14 protein-coding genes are annotated in these 15,954 nt (G+C 70.5%); 6 read left to right on the top strand and 8 right to left on the bottom strand.

Features of this window, described 5'->3' with window-relative positions:
- Positions 1-105 precede the first annotated feature (105 nt).
- On the bottom strand, positions 106-1,380 hold the full coding sequence (locus ACZ5CR_RS13780; RefSeq protein ID WP_468857079.1) for a M20 family metallopeptidase: 1,275 nt from the start codon (positions 1,378-1,380) through the stop codon (positions 106-108).
- Between the two features lie 424 nt (positions 1,381-1,804).
- On the opposite strand from ACZ5CR_RS13780, the gene ACZ5CR_RS13775 reads away from it, so the two are divergent.
- Positions 1,805-2,755 carry an NADPH:quinone reductase gene (locus ACZ5CR_RS13775; RefSeq protein WP_468857077.1) on the top strand — a complete coding sequence of 317 codons (951 nt, stop codon included), beginning with the start codon at positions 1,805-1,807 and terminating at the stop codon, positions 2,753-2,755.
- Between the two features lie 487 nt (positions 2,756-3,242).
- On the opposite strand, the gene ACZ5CR_RS13770 is transcribed toward ACZ5CR_RS13775, so the two are convergent.
- The 4 genes from ACZ5CR_RS13770 to ACZ5CR_RS13755 form a co-directional block, all read right to left on the bottom strand.
- Positions 3,243-4,430 carry a hypothetical protein gene (locus tag ACZ5CR_RS13770; RefSeq protein WP_468857074.1) on the bottom strand — a complete coding sequence of 396 codons (1,188 nt, stop codon included), beginning with the start codon at positions 4,428-4,430 and terminating at the stop codon, positions 3,243-3,245.
- A gap of 217 nt (positions 4,431-4,647) precedes the next feature.
- Complete coding sequence (locus ACZ5CR_RS13765; protein ID WP_389904453.1) at positions 4,648-5,577, bottom strand: N-acetylneuraminate synthase family protein; 930 nt, start codon at positions 5,575-5,577, stop codon at positions 4,648-4,650.
- Positions 5,578-5,603: 26 nt separating this feature from the next.
- Positions 5,604-6,890: a cytidylyltransferase domain-containing protein gene (locus ACZ5CR_RS13760; RefSeq protein WP_468857071.1), complete on the bottom strand. Its 1,287-nt coding sequence runs from the start codon at positions 6,888-6,890 to the stop codon at positions 5,604-5,606.
- Between the two features lie 188 nt (positions 6,891-7,078).
- Positions 7,079-8,449: a DUF6716 putative glycosyltransferase gene (locus tag ACZ5CR_RS13755; RefSeq protein ID WP_468857070.1), complete on the bottom strand. Its 1,371-nt coding sequence runs from the start codon at positions 8,447-8,449 to the stop codon at positions 7,079-7,081.
- A gap of 198 nt (positions 8,450-8,647) precedes the next feature.
- Between ACZ5CR_RS13755 and ACZ5CR_RS13750 the strand changes: the two genes are divergently transcribed.
- Genes ACZ5CR_RS13750 through ACZ5CR_RS13740 form a run of 3 tightly spaced genes read left to right on the top strand, consistent with a single transcriptional unit; the run spans position 8,648 to position 12,233 of the window.
- The gene (locus ACZ5CR_RS13750) at positions 8,648-9,625 is read left to right on the top strand and encodes a glycosyltransferase family 2 protein (RefSeq protein WP_468857067.1); all 978 of its coding nucleotides are present in this window, start codon (positions 8,648-8,650) and stop codon (positions 9,623-9,625) included.
- Positions 9,625-11,031, top strand: coding sequence for a polysialyltransferase family glycosyltransferase (locus ACZ5CR_RS13745; RefSeq protein WP_468857066.1), 1,407 nt, complete (start codon positions 9,625-9,627; stop codon positions 11,029-11,031). Before ACZ5CR_RS13750 ends, ACZ5CR_RS13745 begins: the two co-directional genes overlap by 1 nt.
- Positions 11,028-12,233: an acyltransferase family protein gene (locus ACZ5CR_RS13740; RefSeq protein WP_468857063.1), complete on the top strand. Its 1,206-nt coding sequence runs from the start codon at positions 11,028-11,030 to the stop codon at positions 12,231-12,233. The genes ACZ5CR_RS13745 and ACZ5CR_RS13740 overlap by 4 nt, the downstream gene beginning before the upstream one ends.
- Here the strand turns inward: ACZ5CR_RS13740 and ACZ5CR_RS13735 are convergent.
- Both ACZ5CR_RS13735 and ACZ5CR_RS13730 read right to left on the bottom strand, forming a co-directional pair.
- Positions 12,217-12,393 carry a hypothetical protein gene (locus ACZ5CR_RS13735; RefSeq protein ID WP_468857061.1) on the bottom strand — a complete coding sequence of 59 codons (177 nt, stop codon included), beginning with the start codon at positions 12,391-12,393 and terminating at the stop codon, positions 12,217-12,219. The genes ACZ5CR_RS13740 and ACZ5CR_RS13735 overlap by 17 nt on opposite strands.
- 9 nt (positions 12,394-12,402) lie before the next feature.
- Positions 12,403-13,062: a TetR/AcrR family transcriptional regulator C-terminal domain-containing protein gene (locus tag ACZ5CR_RS13730; RefSeq protein ID WP_468857464.1), complete on the bottom strand. Its 660-nt coding sequence runs from the start codon at positions 13,060-13,062 to the stop codon at positions 12,403-12,405.
- Between the two features lie 28 nt (positions 13,063-13,090).
- On the opposite strand from ACZ5CR_RS13730, the gene ACZ5CR_RS13725 reads away from it, so the two are divergent.
- Together ACZ5CR_RS13725 and ACZ5CR_RS13720 are read left to right on the top strand one after the other, a co-directional pair.
- Positions 13,091-14,647: an FAD-dependent monooxygenase gene (locus ACZ5CR_RS13725; RefSeq protein WP_468857058.1), complete on the top strand. Its 1,557-nt coding sequence runs from the start codon at positions 13,091-13,093 to the stop codon at positions 14,645-14,647.
- Between the two features lie 17 nt (positions 14,648-14,664).
- Positions 14,665-15,129, top strand: coding sequence for a MarR family winged helix-turn-helix transcriptional regulator (locus tag ACZ5CR_RS13720; RefSeq protein ID WP_468857056.1), 465 nt, complete (start codon positions 14,665-14,667; stop codon positions 15,127-15,129).
- A gap of 91 nt (positions 15,130-15,220) precedes the next feature.
- Here ACZ5CR_RS13720 and leuE read toward each other — a convergent pair whose 3' ends face one another.
- On the bottom strand, positions 15,221-15,874 hold the full coding sequence (gene leuE / locus ACZ5CR_RS13715; protein ID WP_468857054.1) for a leucine efflux protein LeuE: 654 nt from the start codon (positions 15,872-15,874) through the stop codon (positions 15,221-15,223).
- Positions 15,875-15,954: the final 80 nt, after the last annotated feature.

Raw genomic sequence — 15,954 nt, 5'->3', positions numbered from 1 at the left:
CGGGGTTTCGCACTGCCGTTACCTATTCGTGCCGAGGGCCGGTTACGTCCGCGTGAACGGTTCCGCCGTAACCGGCCGATAGCGGTGCTTACTGCTTCCCGCCGGTCACCGGGTGCTGTCGAGGAGAGCGGCGGCGGTGAAGAGCTCGACGCCCACCGTGATCGCCGACTCGTCCGCGTCGAAGTCGCCCTGATGCAGATCGCGGACGGTGCGCTCGCCGGGCGTACGGACGCCGAGGCGGGCCATGGCTCCGGGCACGTGCTCCAGGTACCAGGAGAAGTCCTCGCCACCCAGGCTCTGTTCGGTGTCCTCGACGGAGTGCGTGCCGCGCCGCAGCTCCATGGAGTCACGCAACAGGTCAGTGACTTCAGGGTCGTTCACGACGGGCGGCACGCCGCGGATGTAATTCACCACGGACTTGGCGCGGTACAGGTCGGCGATCTCCTGGACGGCGCCGTGCACCAGGTCGGGCGCCTTCCGCCAGGCGGTGAGGTCCAGGCAGCGGACGGTGCCGGAGAGCTCGGCGTGCTGCGGGATGACGTTGCAGGTGTGCCCGGACTCGATACGTCCCCAGGTCACCGCGAGCCCCGAGCGGGCGTCGATACGCCGGGCGACCAGGGCGGGGGCCTCGGTGACGACCTTGGCGGCGGCCGTGACGAGGTCGGTGGTGAGGTGGGGGCGGGCGGTATGGCCCCCTGCCCCGTCGAGGGAGATCTCAAGCCGGTCGCAGGCGGAGGTGATGGCGCCGTGCCGCAGCCCGATCTTCCCGGCGTCCACGCGAGGATCACAGTGCACGCCGATGATGCGCCCGACCCCGTCGAGCACCCCCGACTCGATGGCGTCGGGCGCACCGCCGGGCAGGACCTCCTCCGCGGGCTGGAAGATCAGCCGCACGGGGCAGGGCAGTTGCCCCTGCTTCGCGAGATCGGCGAGCACGAGCCCGGCCCCGAGCACCACCGTGGTGTGTACGTCGTGCCCGCAGGCGTGAGCGCGATCGGGCACGGTGGAGCGGTACGGGACGCCGAGCTTGGTGTCCGGGATGGGCAGCGCGTCGATGTCGGCGCGCAGGGCGAGCATGGGGCGTACGCCGTCCCACCGCTCGATGCCGATGTCACAGACGAGCCCCGTGCCGATGTCGAGCACACGAGGCTCAAGACCGGCCTGCTCGAGCCGGGCCTTGAGGGCCGCGGTGGTGCGGAACTCCTGGTTGCCGAGCTCGGGGTGCATGTGCAAGTCGCGCCGGAAGGCGACGAGTTCGCTGCGCAAGTCGTCCGGGAGCACACCGGGAAGTACCGCTTCCCCGGGGGCGTCCCCCGCTGCTTCCCCGGGCAGATCAACCTCGGACCCTCGCTCGGACCCTCGCTCGGAATCTCGTGACATCAGTTGGTTCACCCTCTGAAGGGTAGGGCGAGCCATGTGCCAACTGACCCACGATCAACAAAAGTTCAGCCCGATAGGGTAAGAAAAGGTGGCCGCGTGGCGCATAAGCGCCACTTGAGGTGGGTAAACTCTCCGCCTTTTCGGGCAATAAGGCACTGGTCATATGCGTACGCAGCGACGTACGCACTCCGGGACATCCTCCACAGGTACCACGGAGGGGCGGGGTCATGCACAGTCGGCCGTCGACCCCACCCCCTCGCCAACCGACGGAATACGGCGCTCCGGCCCATAGTTCGAAGGAGGGTACCGCCTGAGCCGGGGACGCCTCCGAGGAACGAATGTGAGTGTGGGCGTGAGAGAGATGAAGTCCATTGTCCGGACGGGTGCCGGTGGGCCTGAGGTTCTTCAGTTCGTCGATCGTCCGGTGCCCGAGCCCGGAGTCGGTGAGGTGCGGGTCCGTGTGCACGTCTCCGGCGTCAATCCGACCGACTGGCGCAGCCGCCGGCGGGAGCTGCCGCCGGGTGTGCGCGAGGAGGTGCCCCACCAGGACGGGGCCGGAGTGATCGATGCCGTGGGTCCGCAGGTCGACCCGGCGCGGGTCGGGCAGCGGGTGTGGATCTGGGAGGCCGCCTGGGAGCGGCCCTGGGGAACGGCACAGCAGTACACGCTCGTCCCCGATCAGCACGCCGTCGCCCTGCCCGACCACGCCCCGTTCGCACTCGGCGCCGCCCTCGGTATCCCGGCCCTGACCGCCCACCGCGCGCTGACCGTGCACGACGGCGGCCCGGGCCGACTAGCGCCCGGCACTCTGCAAGGCGCGACCGTACTGGTGGCGGGCGGCGCCGGCGCGGTAGGCAACGCGGCCGTCCAACTCGCCCGCTGGGCGGGAGCCCGCGTGATCACCACGGTCAGCAGCCCCGCCAAGGCCGCACTGGCACACGCGGCGGGTGCCCACCTGGTGATCGACTACCGCACGCAAGACACGGTCGCGGAGATCCGGGCCTTCGCGCCCAAGGGCGTCGACATCATCGTGGAGGTCGCACCGGGCGCCAACGCCGCTCTCGACATCGCGGTGGCCGCCCAGGGTGCAGTGGTGGCGTACTACTCGGGCGGCGAGAACGAGCACCTGTCCATCCCCGTACTCACCTCACTGTCATCGAACCTGCGCTGGCAGAGCGTCTTCGTCTACACCGTGCCGTCCGCGGCGAAACAGCAGGCGCTCACCGACGTCACGGCGGCAGTGGACGCGGGCGCGCTGCGGGTGGGCGAGGAGGCAGGACTGCCACTGCACCGCTTCACACTGGAACACACCGCAGACGCCCACGCAGCCCTCGAAAAGGGCGTGGTGGGCCGAGTCTTGATCGACATCCCCTAACGGCAGCGCCATCAGAGCCGAGAGCAACCGCCCCTAGAGGACCACGAGGCGGATCGCAGGAAAGTCCCACCCCAGCCCCCGTTTCAGAGGCCTCCGATGGGACTTTCCTGCAACCCACTCCCCCAATGCCCCTCCACCACCCCTCCACGGCCACCCCCAACGATCCGGCCGCCGGACGCTTGACGAGACCCGCACCCCTCCCCGAACCAGCCGCGCACCTCACCCACTCCCCGCCGCCCCCAACGAACCAGCCCGCACCCGGCGTCAAAACCGACGACCCCGCATAGCCGTCCCGAGAGTCCCGCCCCTGGGCCGTCCGGTCGTCTTCCCTCACGCGGTGGAGGGACGGGAGTCAAGGGTGGCCCGAAGGGCCATCGGCGCAGCCGACGCGACGCAGGAGCGCCCTTGACGCCCGGCCCGTAACCGCCAAACTCCGGACCACCGGACGGCCCCGGCAACCTGACCAACACCGGCCCACCACAGCTCGTCACGCCGTAGCCGCGACCCCCTGCGCCGCGGAACCCGAACTCGAAACAGCCGAAGCCACCGACGCCACCGACGCCACCGACGCCACCGACGCCACCGACGCCACCGACGCCACCGACGCCAACCGATGCACATCCCGCGCCGTGCCCGTGACGCCCGACAAGAAGCCCTCCGCCCGTGGGGACGCGTTCTCCGTCAGCCAGGCCGGGTCGATGTCGCACACCGCGACCCGCACCTCCGTGCCCGCCAACGCCAACGGCAGCGTGTGCACCACCGTCGAGGGGAAGCTCAGGATCGTGCGGCCGATCGGGCCCCGGCGGGCGATCAGTTCGAGGGGGAGGTCGGGGCGGACCACCTGTAGGCCCGTCTCCACCGCCAGGCGGTGCAGCTTCTCCGCGCTCTCGCGGCGGTGGGCGAAGTAGCGTGTGGCGCCGTGGGCGCGGGACAACGTACGGACCGCTTCCACATAGCGGTCCGGGTCCACCACGCCCGTTTCCACGAGCGAGGTGCCTACCAGGTCCGCACCCTTCGACACGCGCGGCGGACCGAAACGCTCCCTCGTCCAGGCGAAGCTGTTGCCCGTCACCCGCACCCCGTCCGGTGCCGATTCGATCGGCATCGAGGAGAAGATCTCCACCGTTCGCTTGCCGCCCGGCGTCAGGCGGCGGCGGGCCGACGCCGAGACCGGAGCGAAGGCCAGGTCCCGGAGACCGGGCCGACCGCCCCTCCGGTGCCAGCGCACCAAGCGCTCGCCCGCCGCCAGTTGGGCCACGAACTCCATCGTCGCCGTGCCGTCGTCCACGACCACGAGGGAGCGGGCCCGTGTGATCGTCAGGAGCAGCTGTACGTAGCGTGAGAACGGGTCGCCGATCACGATCCGGTCCGCCGCACGCAGCGCACCCGTCAGGCCGCCGATCGTGTGGAAGGGAGCAGCCGCGCCGCCGCGCGCCTCCTCCCAGCGGACGTTCAGGCCCTCGTCGCGGGCCAGCTGGGCCATGCGGCGCAACTGGCCCCGGGTCATGGGGTCGTTCGGGGAGAGGACGACGACGGTGAGACCCCCGGCCGGGCCTGTCGTCCCGGCCGAATGCGCCCACTCAAGGACGTTGAGGAGCTGCACAGGGCTCTCTACGAACGCCAGAGTGGTGGGCGCCGCATCGGTGGGGGCCGTCGGCCCGGGTCGGGGGCTCATCGTCGTATGACCGTGTCCTGTCCTTGTGGGGGGGGTCCCAAGGGCCCCGAGGATCCCCGGAGCCACGGGACTCCCGGTGAAAGGTCCCGTTAAGAGCATCAGCGCACTCAAACCGCGACCGGCTCGCACTCAGCCCGCGCTCGGCCGCGCTCAACCCGCGCTCAAACCGCAACCGGCCCAAACGCTCAGCCCGCGCTCAGCCGCGCTAAGCCCGCGCTCAGACCGCAACCGGCTCCCGCTCGGCAGCGTCCGCCTCGGCGACGACGCCCGCGACGCGGCGCAGCTTCTTCATCGGGCCGAGCTCCGACTCGTAGACCTTCTTGACGCCGTCACCGAGGGAGGCCTCGATGGTGCGGATGTCCCGCACCAACCTCGTCAGCCCCTGGGGCTCCACCGACGCCGCCTGGTCCGAGCCCCACATGGCGCGGTCCAGGGTGATGTGGCGCTCCACGAAGGTGGCGCCCAGCGCCACAGCCGCCAGCGTCGTCTGCAGACCCGTCTCGTGGCCGGAGTAGCCGATCGGGACGTTGGGGTACTCGGCCTGGAGGGTGTTGATGACGCGGAGGTTGAGCTCCTCGGCCTGCGCCGGGTACGTCGACGTGGCGTGGCACATCAGGATGTTGTCCGAGCCGAGCACCTCGACCGCGTGGCGGATCTGCTTCGGGGTCGACATGCCCGTGGAGAGGATGACCGTGCGGCCCGTGGCGCGCAGGGCGCGGAGCAGCTCGTCGTCCGTCAGCGAGGCCGAGGCGACCTTGTGGGCCGGGAGGTCGAACTTCTCCAGGAAGGCGACGGCCTCGGTGTCCCACGGCGACGCGAACCAGTCGATGCCGCGCTTCTTGCAGTGCTCGGTGATGGCCTGGTACTCGGACTCGCCGAACTCCACACGGTGGCGGTAGTCGATGTACGTCATCCGGCCCCAGGGGGTGTCGCGCTCGATGTCCCACTGGTCGCGCGGGGTGCAGATCTCCGGGGTGCGCTTCTGGAACTTGACCGCGTCGCAGCCGGCGTCGGCGGCCACGTCGATCAGCGCGAGGGCGTTGTCGAGCTCGCCGTTGTGGTTGATGCCGATCTCACCGGTGATGTACACGGGCTGACCGGGTCCGGCCGTCTTCGAACCAAAGGTGCGCAGGCGGGAGTTGGAGATCGTAGAGCTCATGGCAGGAACGTTCCTTACTTGTTGAGGGAGGGGCCGAGGATCCATGCGGCGATCTCTCGGATCGCGCCGTCACCACCGGGGAGAGCGGTGACCGCGCGTGCGGCGCCGCGTACGACGTCGTGGGCGCTCGCGACCGCCACGGGCCAGCCGACGAGGCTGAAGCACGGGAGGTCATTGACGTCGTTTCCGACGTAGAGCACGCGCTCGGGAGCGATGCCCTGCTCCTCGCACCACTGCTTGAGTGCGAGGTCCTTGCGGTCGATGCCGTGCAGGACGGGAAGCTTCAGCTTCCTGGCCCGCGCGGCGACGACCGGGTTCTTCTCCGTGGACAGGATCAGCAGCGGGATGCCCGCATCGCGCAGGGCGGCGATGCCGAGGCCGTCCCCGCGGTGTACGGAGACGAACTCCCGTCCTTCGGAGTCGATCAGCACCCTGTCGTCGGTCTGGGTGCCGTCGAAGTCGAGTACGACCGCGTCGATGTCGTCGCGGGTCGGAAGGGCGTCGGCCCGGCCGGAGTCGAAGAGGGGCGCGAGCGCCCGCGCACGAGCGAGGTCGTGCGGGTCGTCGATCTCCAGGACGCGCGCCGGGTCCGTGCGGACCAGCTCGGTGCGGCCGAAGAAGCGGTGCTTGTGCTCGCGGAAGCCCGCCACGTCCATGGCGTAGACCGCGCCCGTCTCCAGGAGGTCCTGGGGGCGGTCCTGGCGGCGCGGGCGGAAGGACTTGTCGTGGTTGACGCCGTAACCGCCGTCGGTGGCCGTCGAGTTGGCGACCTTCGTGGTGCCGCCCATCTCGCCGGTGCGCCGCGCGTCGAGGACCGCGGGCTCGTCGTCGGCGTCGCGCCAGACGAAGCCGTGGAAGGGCGCCACGGTCAGCGCCGTGTCCGCGCCGCCTTCGATGATCGAGCCGACCACGCCGTCGACGTCCTCGCGGACGATGAAGGGGCTGGTGCACTGTACGAGCAGGACGACGTCGACGGCCTTGCCGTGCAGCGTCTCGTGCTCGTCCATCGCGTGCAGGACCGCCGCCTCGCTGGTCGCGGTGTCCCCCGCGATCGCCGCGGGGCGAAGCACCACTTCGGCGCCCGCCGCCCGCGCCGCCTCGGCGATCACGTGGTCGTCCGTGGAGACGACGACGTCCGTGACGAGCCGCGCGGCCAGGCACTCCCGGATGGCTCGCGCCACCAGGGGCACGCCGCCGACCGGGGCGAGGTTCTTGGCGGGCACGCCCTTGGAGCCGCCGCGGGCCGGAATGACGGCGAGGACGCGGTGGTCGGGCGCGCTCCTTGGGGCGGGATGGGACATGGGGGCTCCTTGAGAGGGGTGGGGGATCGCGGTTCGCCCGCTGCTCGCAGGCCGCCCGCTGTTCGCATCACGCACGCGGTTCACATCACGCTCACGGCTCACATCACGCCCGCGGCTCACATCACGCCCGCGGTTCGCATCACGCTCACGGCTCACATCACGCCCGCCGTTCGCATCAGGCCCGCCGTTCACAGCTCGCCCATCCGTCGGATCACCGGCGCGACGCGCTGCACGCCGTGCCGGTAGGCGCCGCGTGCCGCGCTGCGGACCGCCTGGCGCACCGGGCCCGGCTCGCGGTCCGCCGCGGGTGCGCCGGGCAGCGGGCCGCCGTCCGGGCCGAGGTGGTGGCGGGCCAGGATGCCGGGGAGGTATCCGGGGGCGGTGGTGAGGCTGTAGTACGGGGCGATGGGGGGAAGTTGGGGCCGTGCGAGGAGGCTCGCGACGCGCTCACGTGCCGCGTCGAACGCCGTCTCGTACGCCCCGTCCGGCGCGACGCCCTGCCGTGCGACCCACTCCGGAGCGGCCTCGGGGCTGTACCCCGCGTCGATCTCGTCCCAGGACGCCAGGCATCCGGAGCCGATGAAGTGGTGGTTGCCGAGTGCCTCGCGCACCCCGAGGTCGGTGAGGACCGCGGTGGGGATGCGGCGGTGCAGGGATTCGAGCGCGGCGGTGGAGCTGACCGTGACGAGCAGGTCGGTGCGGTCGAGGACCTCGCCCATGTTCCCGTACACGAGACGGCAGTTGGGCGGCAGCTCCTCGGCCTTGGCGAGCTTCTGGTAGGGCAGTTCCTCGATGTGCGTGGTGTGTTCGCCGGGCTTGCTGCGCAGCTTGATCAGGACTTCGCGGTCCGGGTGCAGGCGTGCGTGCTCGACCATGCGCCTCAGCAGGTACGTGCGGTGTGCGCGGCTGTCCGGCACGGAGGGCTGCGCGGCGAAGACGACCGTGTACGGGTCGTGCTTCTGGTCCTTTTCGAGGTACGCCGCGCCGCCGAGGAACGGCAGCGCGCTCTCCACGACACTCGACGCGTCGGCGCCCACTCCTTCGTACACGGCGCGGAAACGCTCCGCGTCCTGACGGGAGTTGGCGAGGACGACGTCCGCGCCGTGGCGAAGCAGCAGGCCGTCGGCGAGCTTCTCGTAGACGACGCCTACGTAGCCGGTGACGATCACGGGACGCTTGCCGGGACTGTCCGCCGCCATCCGGGCGAGCCCGTGAAGGACCGCCTGGACCGCGCCGCCCACGAGGGCGAGCACGATCACGTCGGGTGCTTCGCGCTCCACCTCGCGCAGGAACTCGACGGCGGTGACTTCGCGGAGCGAGTCCGCGCGCACACCGACCTCTTCGAGCTGGCGGACGGTGGGCGTGGCCCGGCCTCGGAGAAGGCGTCCGTCGAGGCGCGTGTTCGCTCCCCCGCCCTGGACCGCTCCCCCGCCCTGGTCCGCCCCCTCACCCGTGAGGCGGCTCGTGAGGCGGCTCGCGGTGAGCGCACCCCATTTCCACCGGGTGTCTGAGTCGGCGAGCACGGTGATCCGTGTCGTCCCGCTGTTGCTTGCTGGCACAGCCAAGACGCTAGGAAGGCATTTCGATTGGCGGCCCAACTCAGGTGCAACAAACGGTTAACAGCACGCCGACGAATGGCGAATCAGCCCGGGAAACCGCCGGTAAGCAGGCGGGTTAACCGTTCCGCCATGCTTCGTTCACCTGACATCTCACCTTCGGCCAAGACGAATGCCGGGCCGACACCTAACGTCACCCACGTGGTTAAGCTCTCCGTCATCGTGCCGTTCTACAACGTGCAGCAATACGCGCCCGACACATTGAAGAGTCTGCGAGCGAACGCACGCGACGACTTCGAATTCATTCTCGTCGACGACTGTTCGAAGGATGAGACTCCAGAGATCCTGGAGCGTGCCGCGCGCGAGCTGCCCGGCGCCGTCCATCTCAGACATGAGACGAACGGCGGTCTGGCGACCGCCCGCAACACCGGCCTTGACGCGGCGCGCGGCGAGTACCTCACCTTCCTGGACGGTGACGACTGGCTCGCCCCCGGTTACTACGCGCGACTCGTCGAGTCCATAGAGCAGCTGGGCTGCGACTTCGTACGCACCGATCATGTGCAGTGCACAGCACGCGCCCGCACGATCCACCGCGTCCCGCACGGCAGGCGCGATGTCGTCATGGCGCCGCGTGACGTCATCCTGCCCGCCGACCGCTCGACGTCCGTCGACTACGCGTACGCCTGGGCCGGCATCTACCACCGGCGCCTCGCCGACCGGGGCCTGCTGCACTTCACGGACGGCCTGCGCACCGCGGAGGACCGGCCCTGGATCTGGCGCCTTCACCGCGAGGCGGAATCCTTCGCCGCTGTGGGCCACCTCGGCGTGTTCTACCGGCGCGGAGTCGCTTCGTCGCTCACCCAGATCGGCGACGTGCGGCAGCTCGATTTCATCCGCGCATTCGACCAGGTGGTGCGTGAAACCGCCGAGGACCGCGACGCCGACAAACTCCTGCCGAAGGCAGTCCGTACTTACTGCGCGATCATTTCCCACCATCTGGGATCCATCGAAAGGTTCGAGCCACAAGTGGCGCGGAAATTGAAGTCACTGAGCGCGGCCGCCCTGAAGCGGATGCCGCAGGGCGTTCTCGACGACGCCCTCGACTCCATGGACATACAGCGGGCGACACGCCTTCGCCGGCTGCGTCGGCGCCCGGTGTCGGCGGAGGTGGCCGCGTAATGGCGACGACGCAGATCTTCCTCGCGTCCACGCTGTACGGCACCGCGACGCTCGCCGCCGCGATCGACGCCGACCGCTTCGGCCCCGCCGACCGGCGGCTGCTGCTCGTCAGCAACAACGCGGCGACGCCGGAGACGACGGTCTCCGTGGACGAGATGCCTGGCTTCGCGCGCCTTCGGGACCGCTTCGACGACGTACGTTCCTGGAACGAGGCCATCTCCCCTTTTCATCCGGGCGGTTGGGCTCCCCGTGCGGACGACATCCCGATGTGGGAGCGGTACATCCGGCTCCTGTGGGACCTCGGTGACGACGACATCGAACTGGCCGTCGAGTCGATCCAGGTCAATCCGGCCCTGGCCCTGACGCAGATCTTCACGGGCGCGCCCGTGGACGTCTACGCGGACGGCCTGATGAGCTACGGCCCGACCCGCAACAAGATCGACCCGCTGGTCGGTACGCGGGTGCGCCGCCTGCTGCACCTCGACCTGGTGCCGGGCCTCACCCCGCTGCTCCTGACCGAGTTCGACGTCGAGCCGGAGATCGTGCCGACCGAGGCGTTCGTAAAGGTGCTCGGCAGTCTCGCCGACCCCGCCGAGACCGCCAGCGCCAGCGCCAGCACCAGCACCAGCACCAGCACCAATCACACCTACACCGACATCCCGGACATCGCCGAGCCCGCCCTGCTCCTCGGCCAGTACCTCTCCGCCCTCGGCATCCTGACCGCCGAGGAAGAGGAGGAGCTGCACGTACGCATGGTGCGCGGCGTCGCCGAACTCGGCCATACGCACGTGGTGTTCAAGCCGCACCCGACCGCCCCGGCACGCTGGTCGCGCATGCTCGAGAAAGAGGCGGAGGCGATCGGCGTGGAGCTGACCGTCCTCGACTCGCCGGTCCTCGCCGAGGTCCTCTACCAGCGGATGCGCCCCGCGCTCGTCGTCGGCTGCTTCTCGACCGCGCTGCTCACCGCATCCGCGCTCTACGACCTGCCGGTGGCCCGCACCGGCACGGAGCCCCTTCTGGAGCGCCTCGCGCCCTACCAGAACAGCAACCGCGTCCCGGTCACGATCGTGGACGCGCTGATTCCCGACCTCGCCGACAAGGCCGCGGTCACCGAGGGCCGCCCCGGCATGCCGGTCGCCGACCTGGGCGAGCTGCTCGTCGCCGTCGGCTTCGCCATGCAGCCGCAGATCTATCCGCGCCGGCGCACGGCAGCCGAGCGGTACCTCTCGACGCACCTCACCCCGCGCACCTGGCGCTACTTCAAGCGGCGCCGCCTCACCGCCCTCGCCCTGCCCGGAGCGCTGCCCTCGCAGCTCGCGTTCATCCCGCGCAACGCGGCCGTACGCCGGGTCGCGCGCCGCGCCCGTTCGGTCCAGCGCTCCATCAAGCGGACCGCACTCGGATGACCTCTCCCGGAACCACGCTCCCGAAGCACACCCCGGGGCCGGACGACACGAACGCCCTCGCGCACACGACCGCGACCCCTGATCCGGCTTCGGCTTCGCCCCCTGATCCGGCTTCGGCTTCGGCTTCGGCTTCGGCCGCCAAGCGCGCGCGGCCCCGCCTCCGGGCCCTGGACGGCCTGCGGCTCATCGCGGCCCTGATGGTCGCGGCCTACCACTACGGCGGCCGCGACGGCGAGATCTCGGAGGCCTGGGGCAGCTCACCGCGGCTCCAGTTCCCCTCGGCGCACAGCTGGTTCGCGTACGGCTGCCTCGGCGTGCAGATCTTCTTCGTCATCAGCGGCTTCGTGATCTGCATGAGCGGCTGGGGCCGTCCGCTGCGCGCGTTCTTCGCCTCGCGCGTCTCGCGGCTCTTCCCCTCGTACTGGGCCGCGATCGTCCTGGTGACGGCGGTCTTCGCGCTTCCTGTGGTGGCGTACGACGCGGTCTCGCCCAGCGACGCCCTGGTGAACCTGACCATGCTGCAACAACCGCTCGGTGTGGACCGGGTGTTGGGGGTCTGCTGGACGCTCTGGGCCGAGCTGCGCTTCTACGCCCTCTTCGCGCTCTGCGTCGTCATGCCGGGCGCGAACCGGGCCCGCGTGATCCTGTTCTGCGCGGTGTGGACCCTCGCCGCGGCCATCGCGGAGGGCGCGAACGAGCCGCTGCTCGACCTCGTCCTCATGCCCGAGTACGCCCCCTTCTTCATCGGCGGCATCGGCATCTACCTCGTCCACCGCGACCGCAAGGACCTCACGGCCTGGGGCATCGTGGGGGTGAGCTGGCTGATCGGCCAGCACTACGCGGTGGACCGCCTCTGGCACGCCCCGAACCCGGACTTCTTCTCCTACCGCACGTCCTTCGGCATCATCGCCGTCGTGACGGCGGGCTTCGCCGCGGTTCTGCTGATCGCGCTCGGCGCCCTGCACCGGGTCGACTGGAAGTGGCTGACGGTGGCGGGAGCCCTGACGTACCCGTTCTACCTGGTGCACGAGCATCTGGGCTGGGTGACGGTGACCGCGCTGCACCGGGGGCTCGGGCTTCCGTCGTACGCGACTTTCGGTCTGACGATCGTGGCGATGCTGACCCTGGCGTGGCTGCTGAACCGTTTCGTCGAGGAGCGGCTCACGCCGCTGATCCGGAACGGGCTCATGAACCGGAAGTAGCACCGCCGGTACCGGTACCGGCCTCCGTACCGGCCTCGGCGTCGCCCGCCACCGCGCGGGCGACGACCATCGCCTCGCCCATGACGACCTCGGCCTCCCCTATCGCGTCCGCCAGTTCCTGGACAAGCCGGTCCAAGGTCTCACCCGGGTCTTCGCTCATGGGCCAAGACTACGTTTCCAGCATCGTCGCCCCGATCCCGGCGATCACCGCGGCGAGCCCCTTCTCGAACCCGGCGTCGAAGTCACGGAACATCTCGCCGCCCGCCGCTGCCGCGAGGGGATACGCGGCGAGGCGCTCCGCGCGGGCCGCCAGGTCGTAGCTCCCGCCTTCCCCCTTCGCGGGGTCGGGGCCCATGGACTGCTCCTCGGTCACGTATCCGATCGTGTAGCTGTACGCCGTGAACCAAGCACGGGCCGCTTCGCCCGGCGTGAAACCCCCGCCGATGAGCGTGCGCAGGTGGGCCTCCATGGGCGCGGCGTACGACAGGTCGGTGAAGTGCGTGCCGCTGTAGACCTTCGCGCCGTCGCGGTACATCAGGAGATGGCGCCGCAGACCCCGCAGTGCGGCGGTGAGCGCGCTCCGCCAGTCGGCGTCAGGGGCCGCGCCCGCTTCAAGCTCCTCGTTCATGCGGCGCATGATCTCCGTCGCCATTTCGTCGAGCAGCGCCTGCTTGTCCTTGAAATGCCAGTACAGAGCGGGTGCCTTGACGTCCAGCTCCTTGGCGATGGCACGCAGGGAGAGGCCGTCGAGGCCCGTCTCGTTCAGAAGCTTCAGGGCGGTGCGCGCCACGCGGGTGCGGTCCAGGGGTGTCGTAGCCACCTTGACAATTTAACACCGTTAAGCGCAGGCTCTGAACATGGAACTTAACAGCGTTAAGGACGCTTCTTCCCTGACGGACACCCTCACGACCACGGGCACCCTCACGACCGACGTACTCGTCGTCGGCTCGGGGCCCACCGGCCTGACCCTCGCCTGCGACCTCGTCCGGCGCGGGGTGCGCGCCCTGATCGTGGAGCGGGCCGACACCCTCTTCCCCGGATCGCGCGGCAAGGGCATCCAGCCCCGCACCCAGGAGGTCTTCGACGACCTCGGGATCATCGCGGCGGCCGAGGCGGCGGGCGGCACCTACCCGGTCGGCATGGTCTGGCAGGGCGGCGAGCGGCAGGGCGAGCACCGGATGTTCGACGAGCAGGAGCTGACGGAGGACGCCCCGTACAACCGGCCGTTGATGCTCCCCCAGTGGCGTACGCAGGAGATCCTGTACGCCCGCCTCAAGGAACTCGGCGGCGACGACATCCTGTTCGGCGCCGGTCTGACCGACCTCGCCCAGGACGGCGAGGGCGTCACCGCCCGACTCGCGGACGGCCGGAACGTCCGCGCCGCGTACGCCGTTGCGGCCGACGGCGGACGTTCGACCGTGCGCGCGGCGCTGGGCATCGGCATGACGGGTGAGACCGTCGACCCGAACCCGGTCCTGGTCGCCGACGTCCGCATCCCCACCCTGGACCGCGACAACTGGCACATGTTCCCGCCCACCTCCGAGGGCGCGGGCGCGGGCGCGGGCCAGGGTGCTGGCGGGGGCCAGGGTGCGGGTGCGGGCTTCCTGGCGATCTGCCCGCTGGCGGGCACCGCGGACTTCCAGCTGACGGCACAGTTCACGGACGGGACCGAGCCCGACACCTCGCTCGAAGGCGTACGGAAGGTCGTCGCCGCCCGTACGCATCTGGCCGCCGACGCGGTGACCGAGGTGCGCTGGGCCTCCGACTTCCGGCCGCGCGCGGCGATGGCGGACCGGTTCCGCGAGGGCCGCGTGTTCCTCGCCGGGGACGCGGCGCACGTGCACTCACCGGCGGGCGGGCAGGGCCTCAACACCAGCGTGCAGGACGCGTACAACCTGGGCTGGAAGCTGGGCGCGGTCCTGCGGGGCGGCGCACCGGCGGCACTCCTCGACACGTACGAGGCCGAGCGGCTGCCCAACGCCGCGCAGATGCTGGGCCTCTCCACCCGCATCCACCGGGGCCAGGAGCGGCGTGGGGGCGCGACCCGCCAACTGGGCCTGGGCTACCGGGACAGCCCCCTGGCGGTGGAGACCCGCGCGGACCTTCCGGAGGAGGCGCTGCGGGCGGGCGACCGCGCGCCGGACGGGCCGTACGCCGGAGGAAGGCTGTTCGACGCGTTCAGGGGCCCGCACTTCACGCTGCTCGCGGTCGGCACGGATCGGGAAGTCCCGTCGCCGGACCCGGATCTGGCGCACGTGCACCGCATCGCCTCCTACCCGCCCTACGGCGACGGCCTCTTCCTCGTGCGCCCCGACGGGTACGTCGGCTGGGCGGGCGACGACGCGACGGGCCTCGCGGACTACTTCAGGCTCATCGGTCATGCGGTCGAGGCAGTTGACCTCAATCAAGCTTGAGGTTCTACCTTCTGGTCATGGACACTTTCACGTACTCCCACAGCGACGAGAACCTCATCGACCAGCCCATCGGCTACTGGGCGACAGCCGCGGGCGAAGCCGTCGTCCACCACGTCCGCACCATGCTCGCCGAGTCCGGACTCACCCAGCCCCAGTGGTGGATCCTGAACCAGATCGTCGCGGACGGCGGCCGTGACAAGGAAGACGTGGTGGCCACCCTGCGCGGCTACCTGAGCGTCGGCGACGGGGCCCTGCAGCACGACATCAGCGCCCTGCACGACCGCGCCCTGCTCACCGAGGACGTCGGCGGCCGCCTCCGCATCACCGCCGAGGGGCGCGCGCTCCGGGACGAGACCGCCGCGCGCCAGCGGAAGATCCGCGCGGAGATCCACGAGGGCATCCCGGAGGAGGAGTACATCCGCACCCTCAAGGTGCTCCAGCGCATGATCCACAACGTGGGAGGCGCGGCCTGGCACCACTGAGACCGCCCCGACGACCGACCGACGGCCGCCCCGACGACCGACCTGCCGGCCGCCCCGCCCCTTTCTCAGTACTGCTCAGTCACTGGACTGCTCAGCCACTGGCGAGCGACAGCTTCGCCGCGAACCCGAGGAACAGCGCGCCCGCCGCCGAGGTGGCTCCCGCCGAGAGCCGCTTGCGGCGGCGGAAGGCGGCGGACAGCTTGGTGCCGCCGAATATCAGCGCGGTGAGGTAGAGGACGCTCGCCACCTGGGCGAGGACCCCGAGCACGAGGAAGGAGAGCGCGGGATAGGCGTACCCCGGGTCGACGAACTGCACGAAGAAGGCGATGAAGAAGAGGATGGCCTTCGGATTGAGCAGACTGATCACCAGAGCCCTGCGGAACGGCCGCTCCCCCGAGTCGTCCTGACCGCCCTTCCCCTGCTCCACGACCTGCTCGCGCCGTGCGCGCCACATCCCCCACGCGGCCCGCAGCATCCCCACCGCGAGCCAGGTCAGATATCCGGCACCGGCGTACTTCACGATCCCGAACAGCACGGCGTTGCCCTGGAGGAGCGAGGCGACGCCGGCGGCCGACAGCGTCATCAGGACGGTGTCACCGCACCAGACGCCCGCGGCGGCGGTATAGCCGGTACGTACGCCGCGGCGCGCGGCGACGGAGATCACGTACAGCGAGTTCGGCCCCGGCAGCAGAATGATCAGGGCGAGGCCCGCGAGATAGGTCGGAAGATCGGTGACACCCAGCATGGGCGGAGTCTCGCACGCGCGTACGACATAGCGGACGCGACGTCCGCCCAGCGGACACCCCGTGCCCCGAGCCCCGGGCA

It is taken from the genome of Streptomyces sp. NPDC031274, assembly GCF_055570235.1.
Note: the sequence above shows the minus strand (reverse complement) of the source record. Positions and strands in the feature narration are given on the sequence as shown.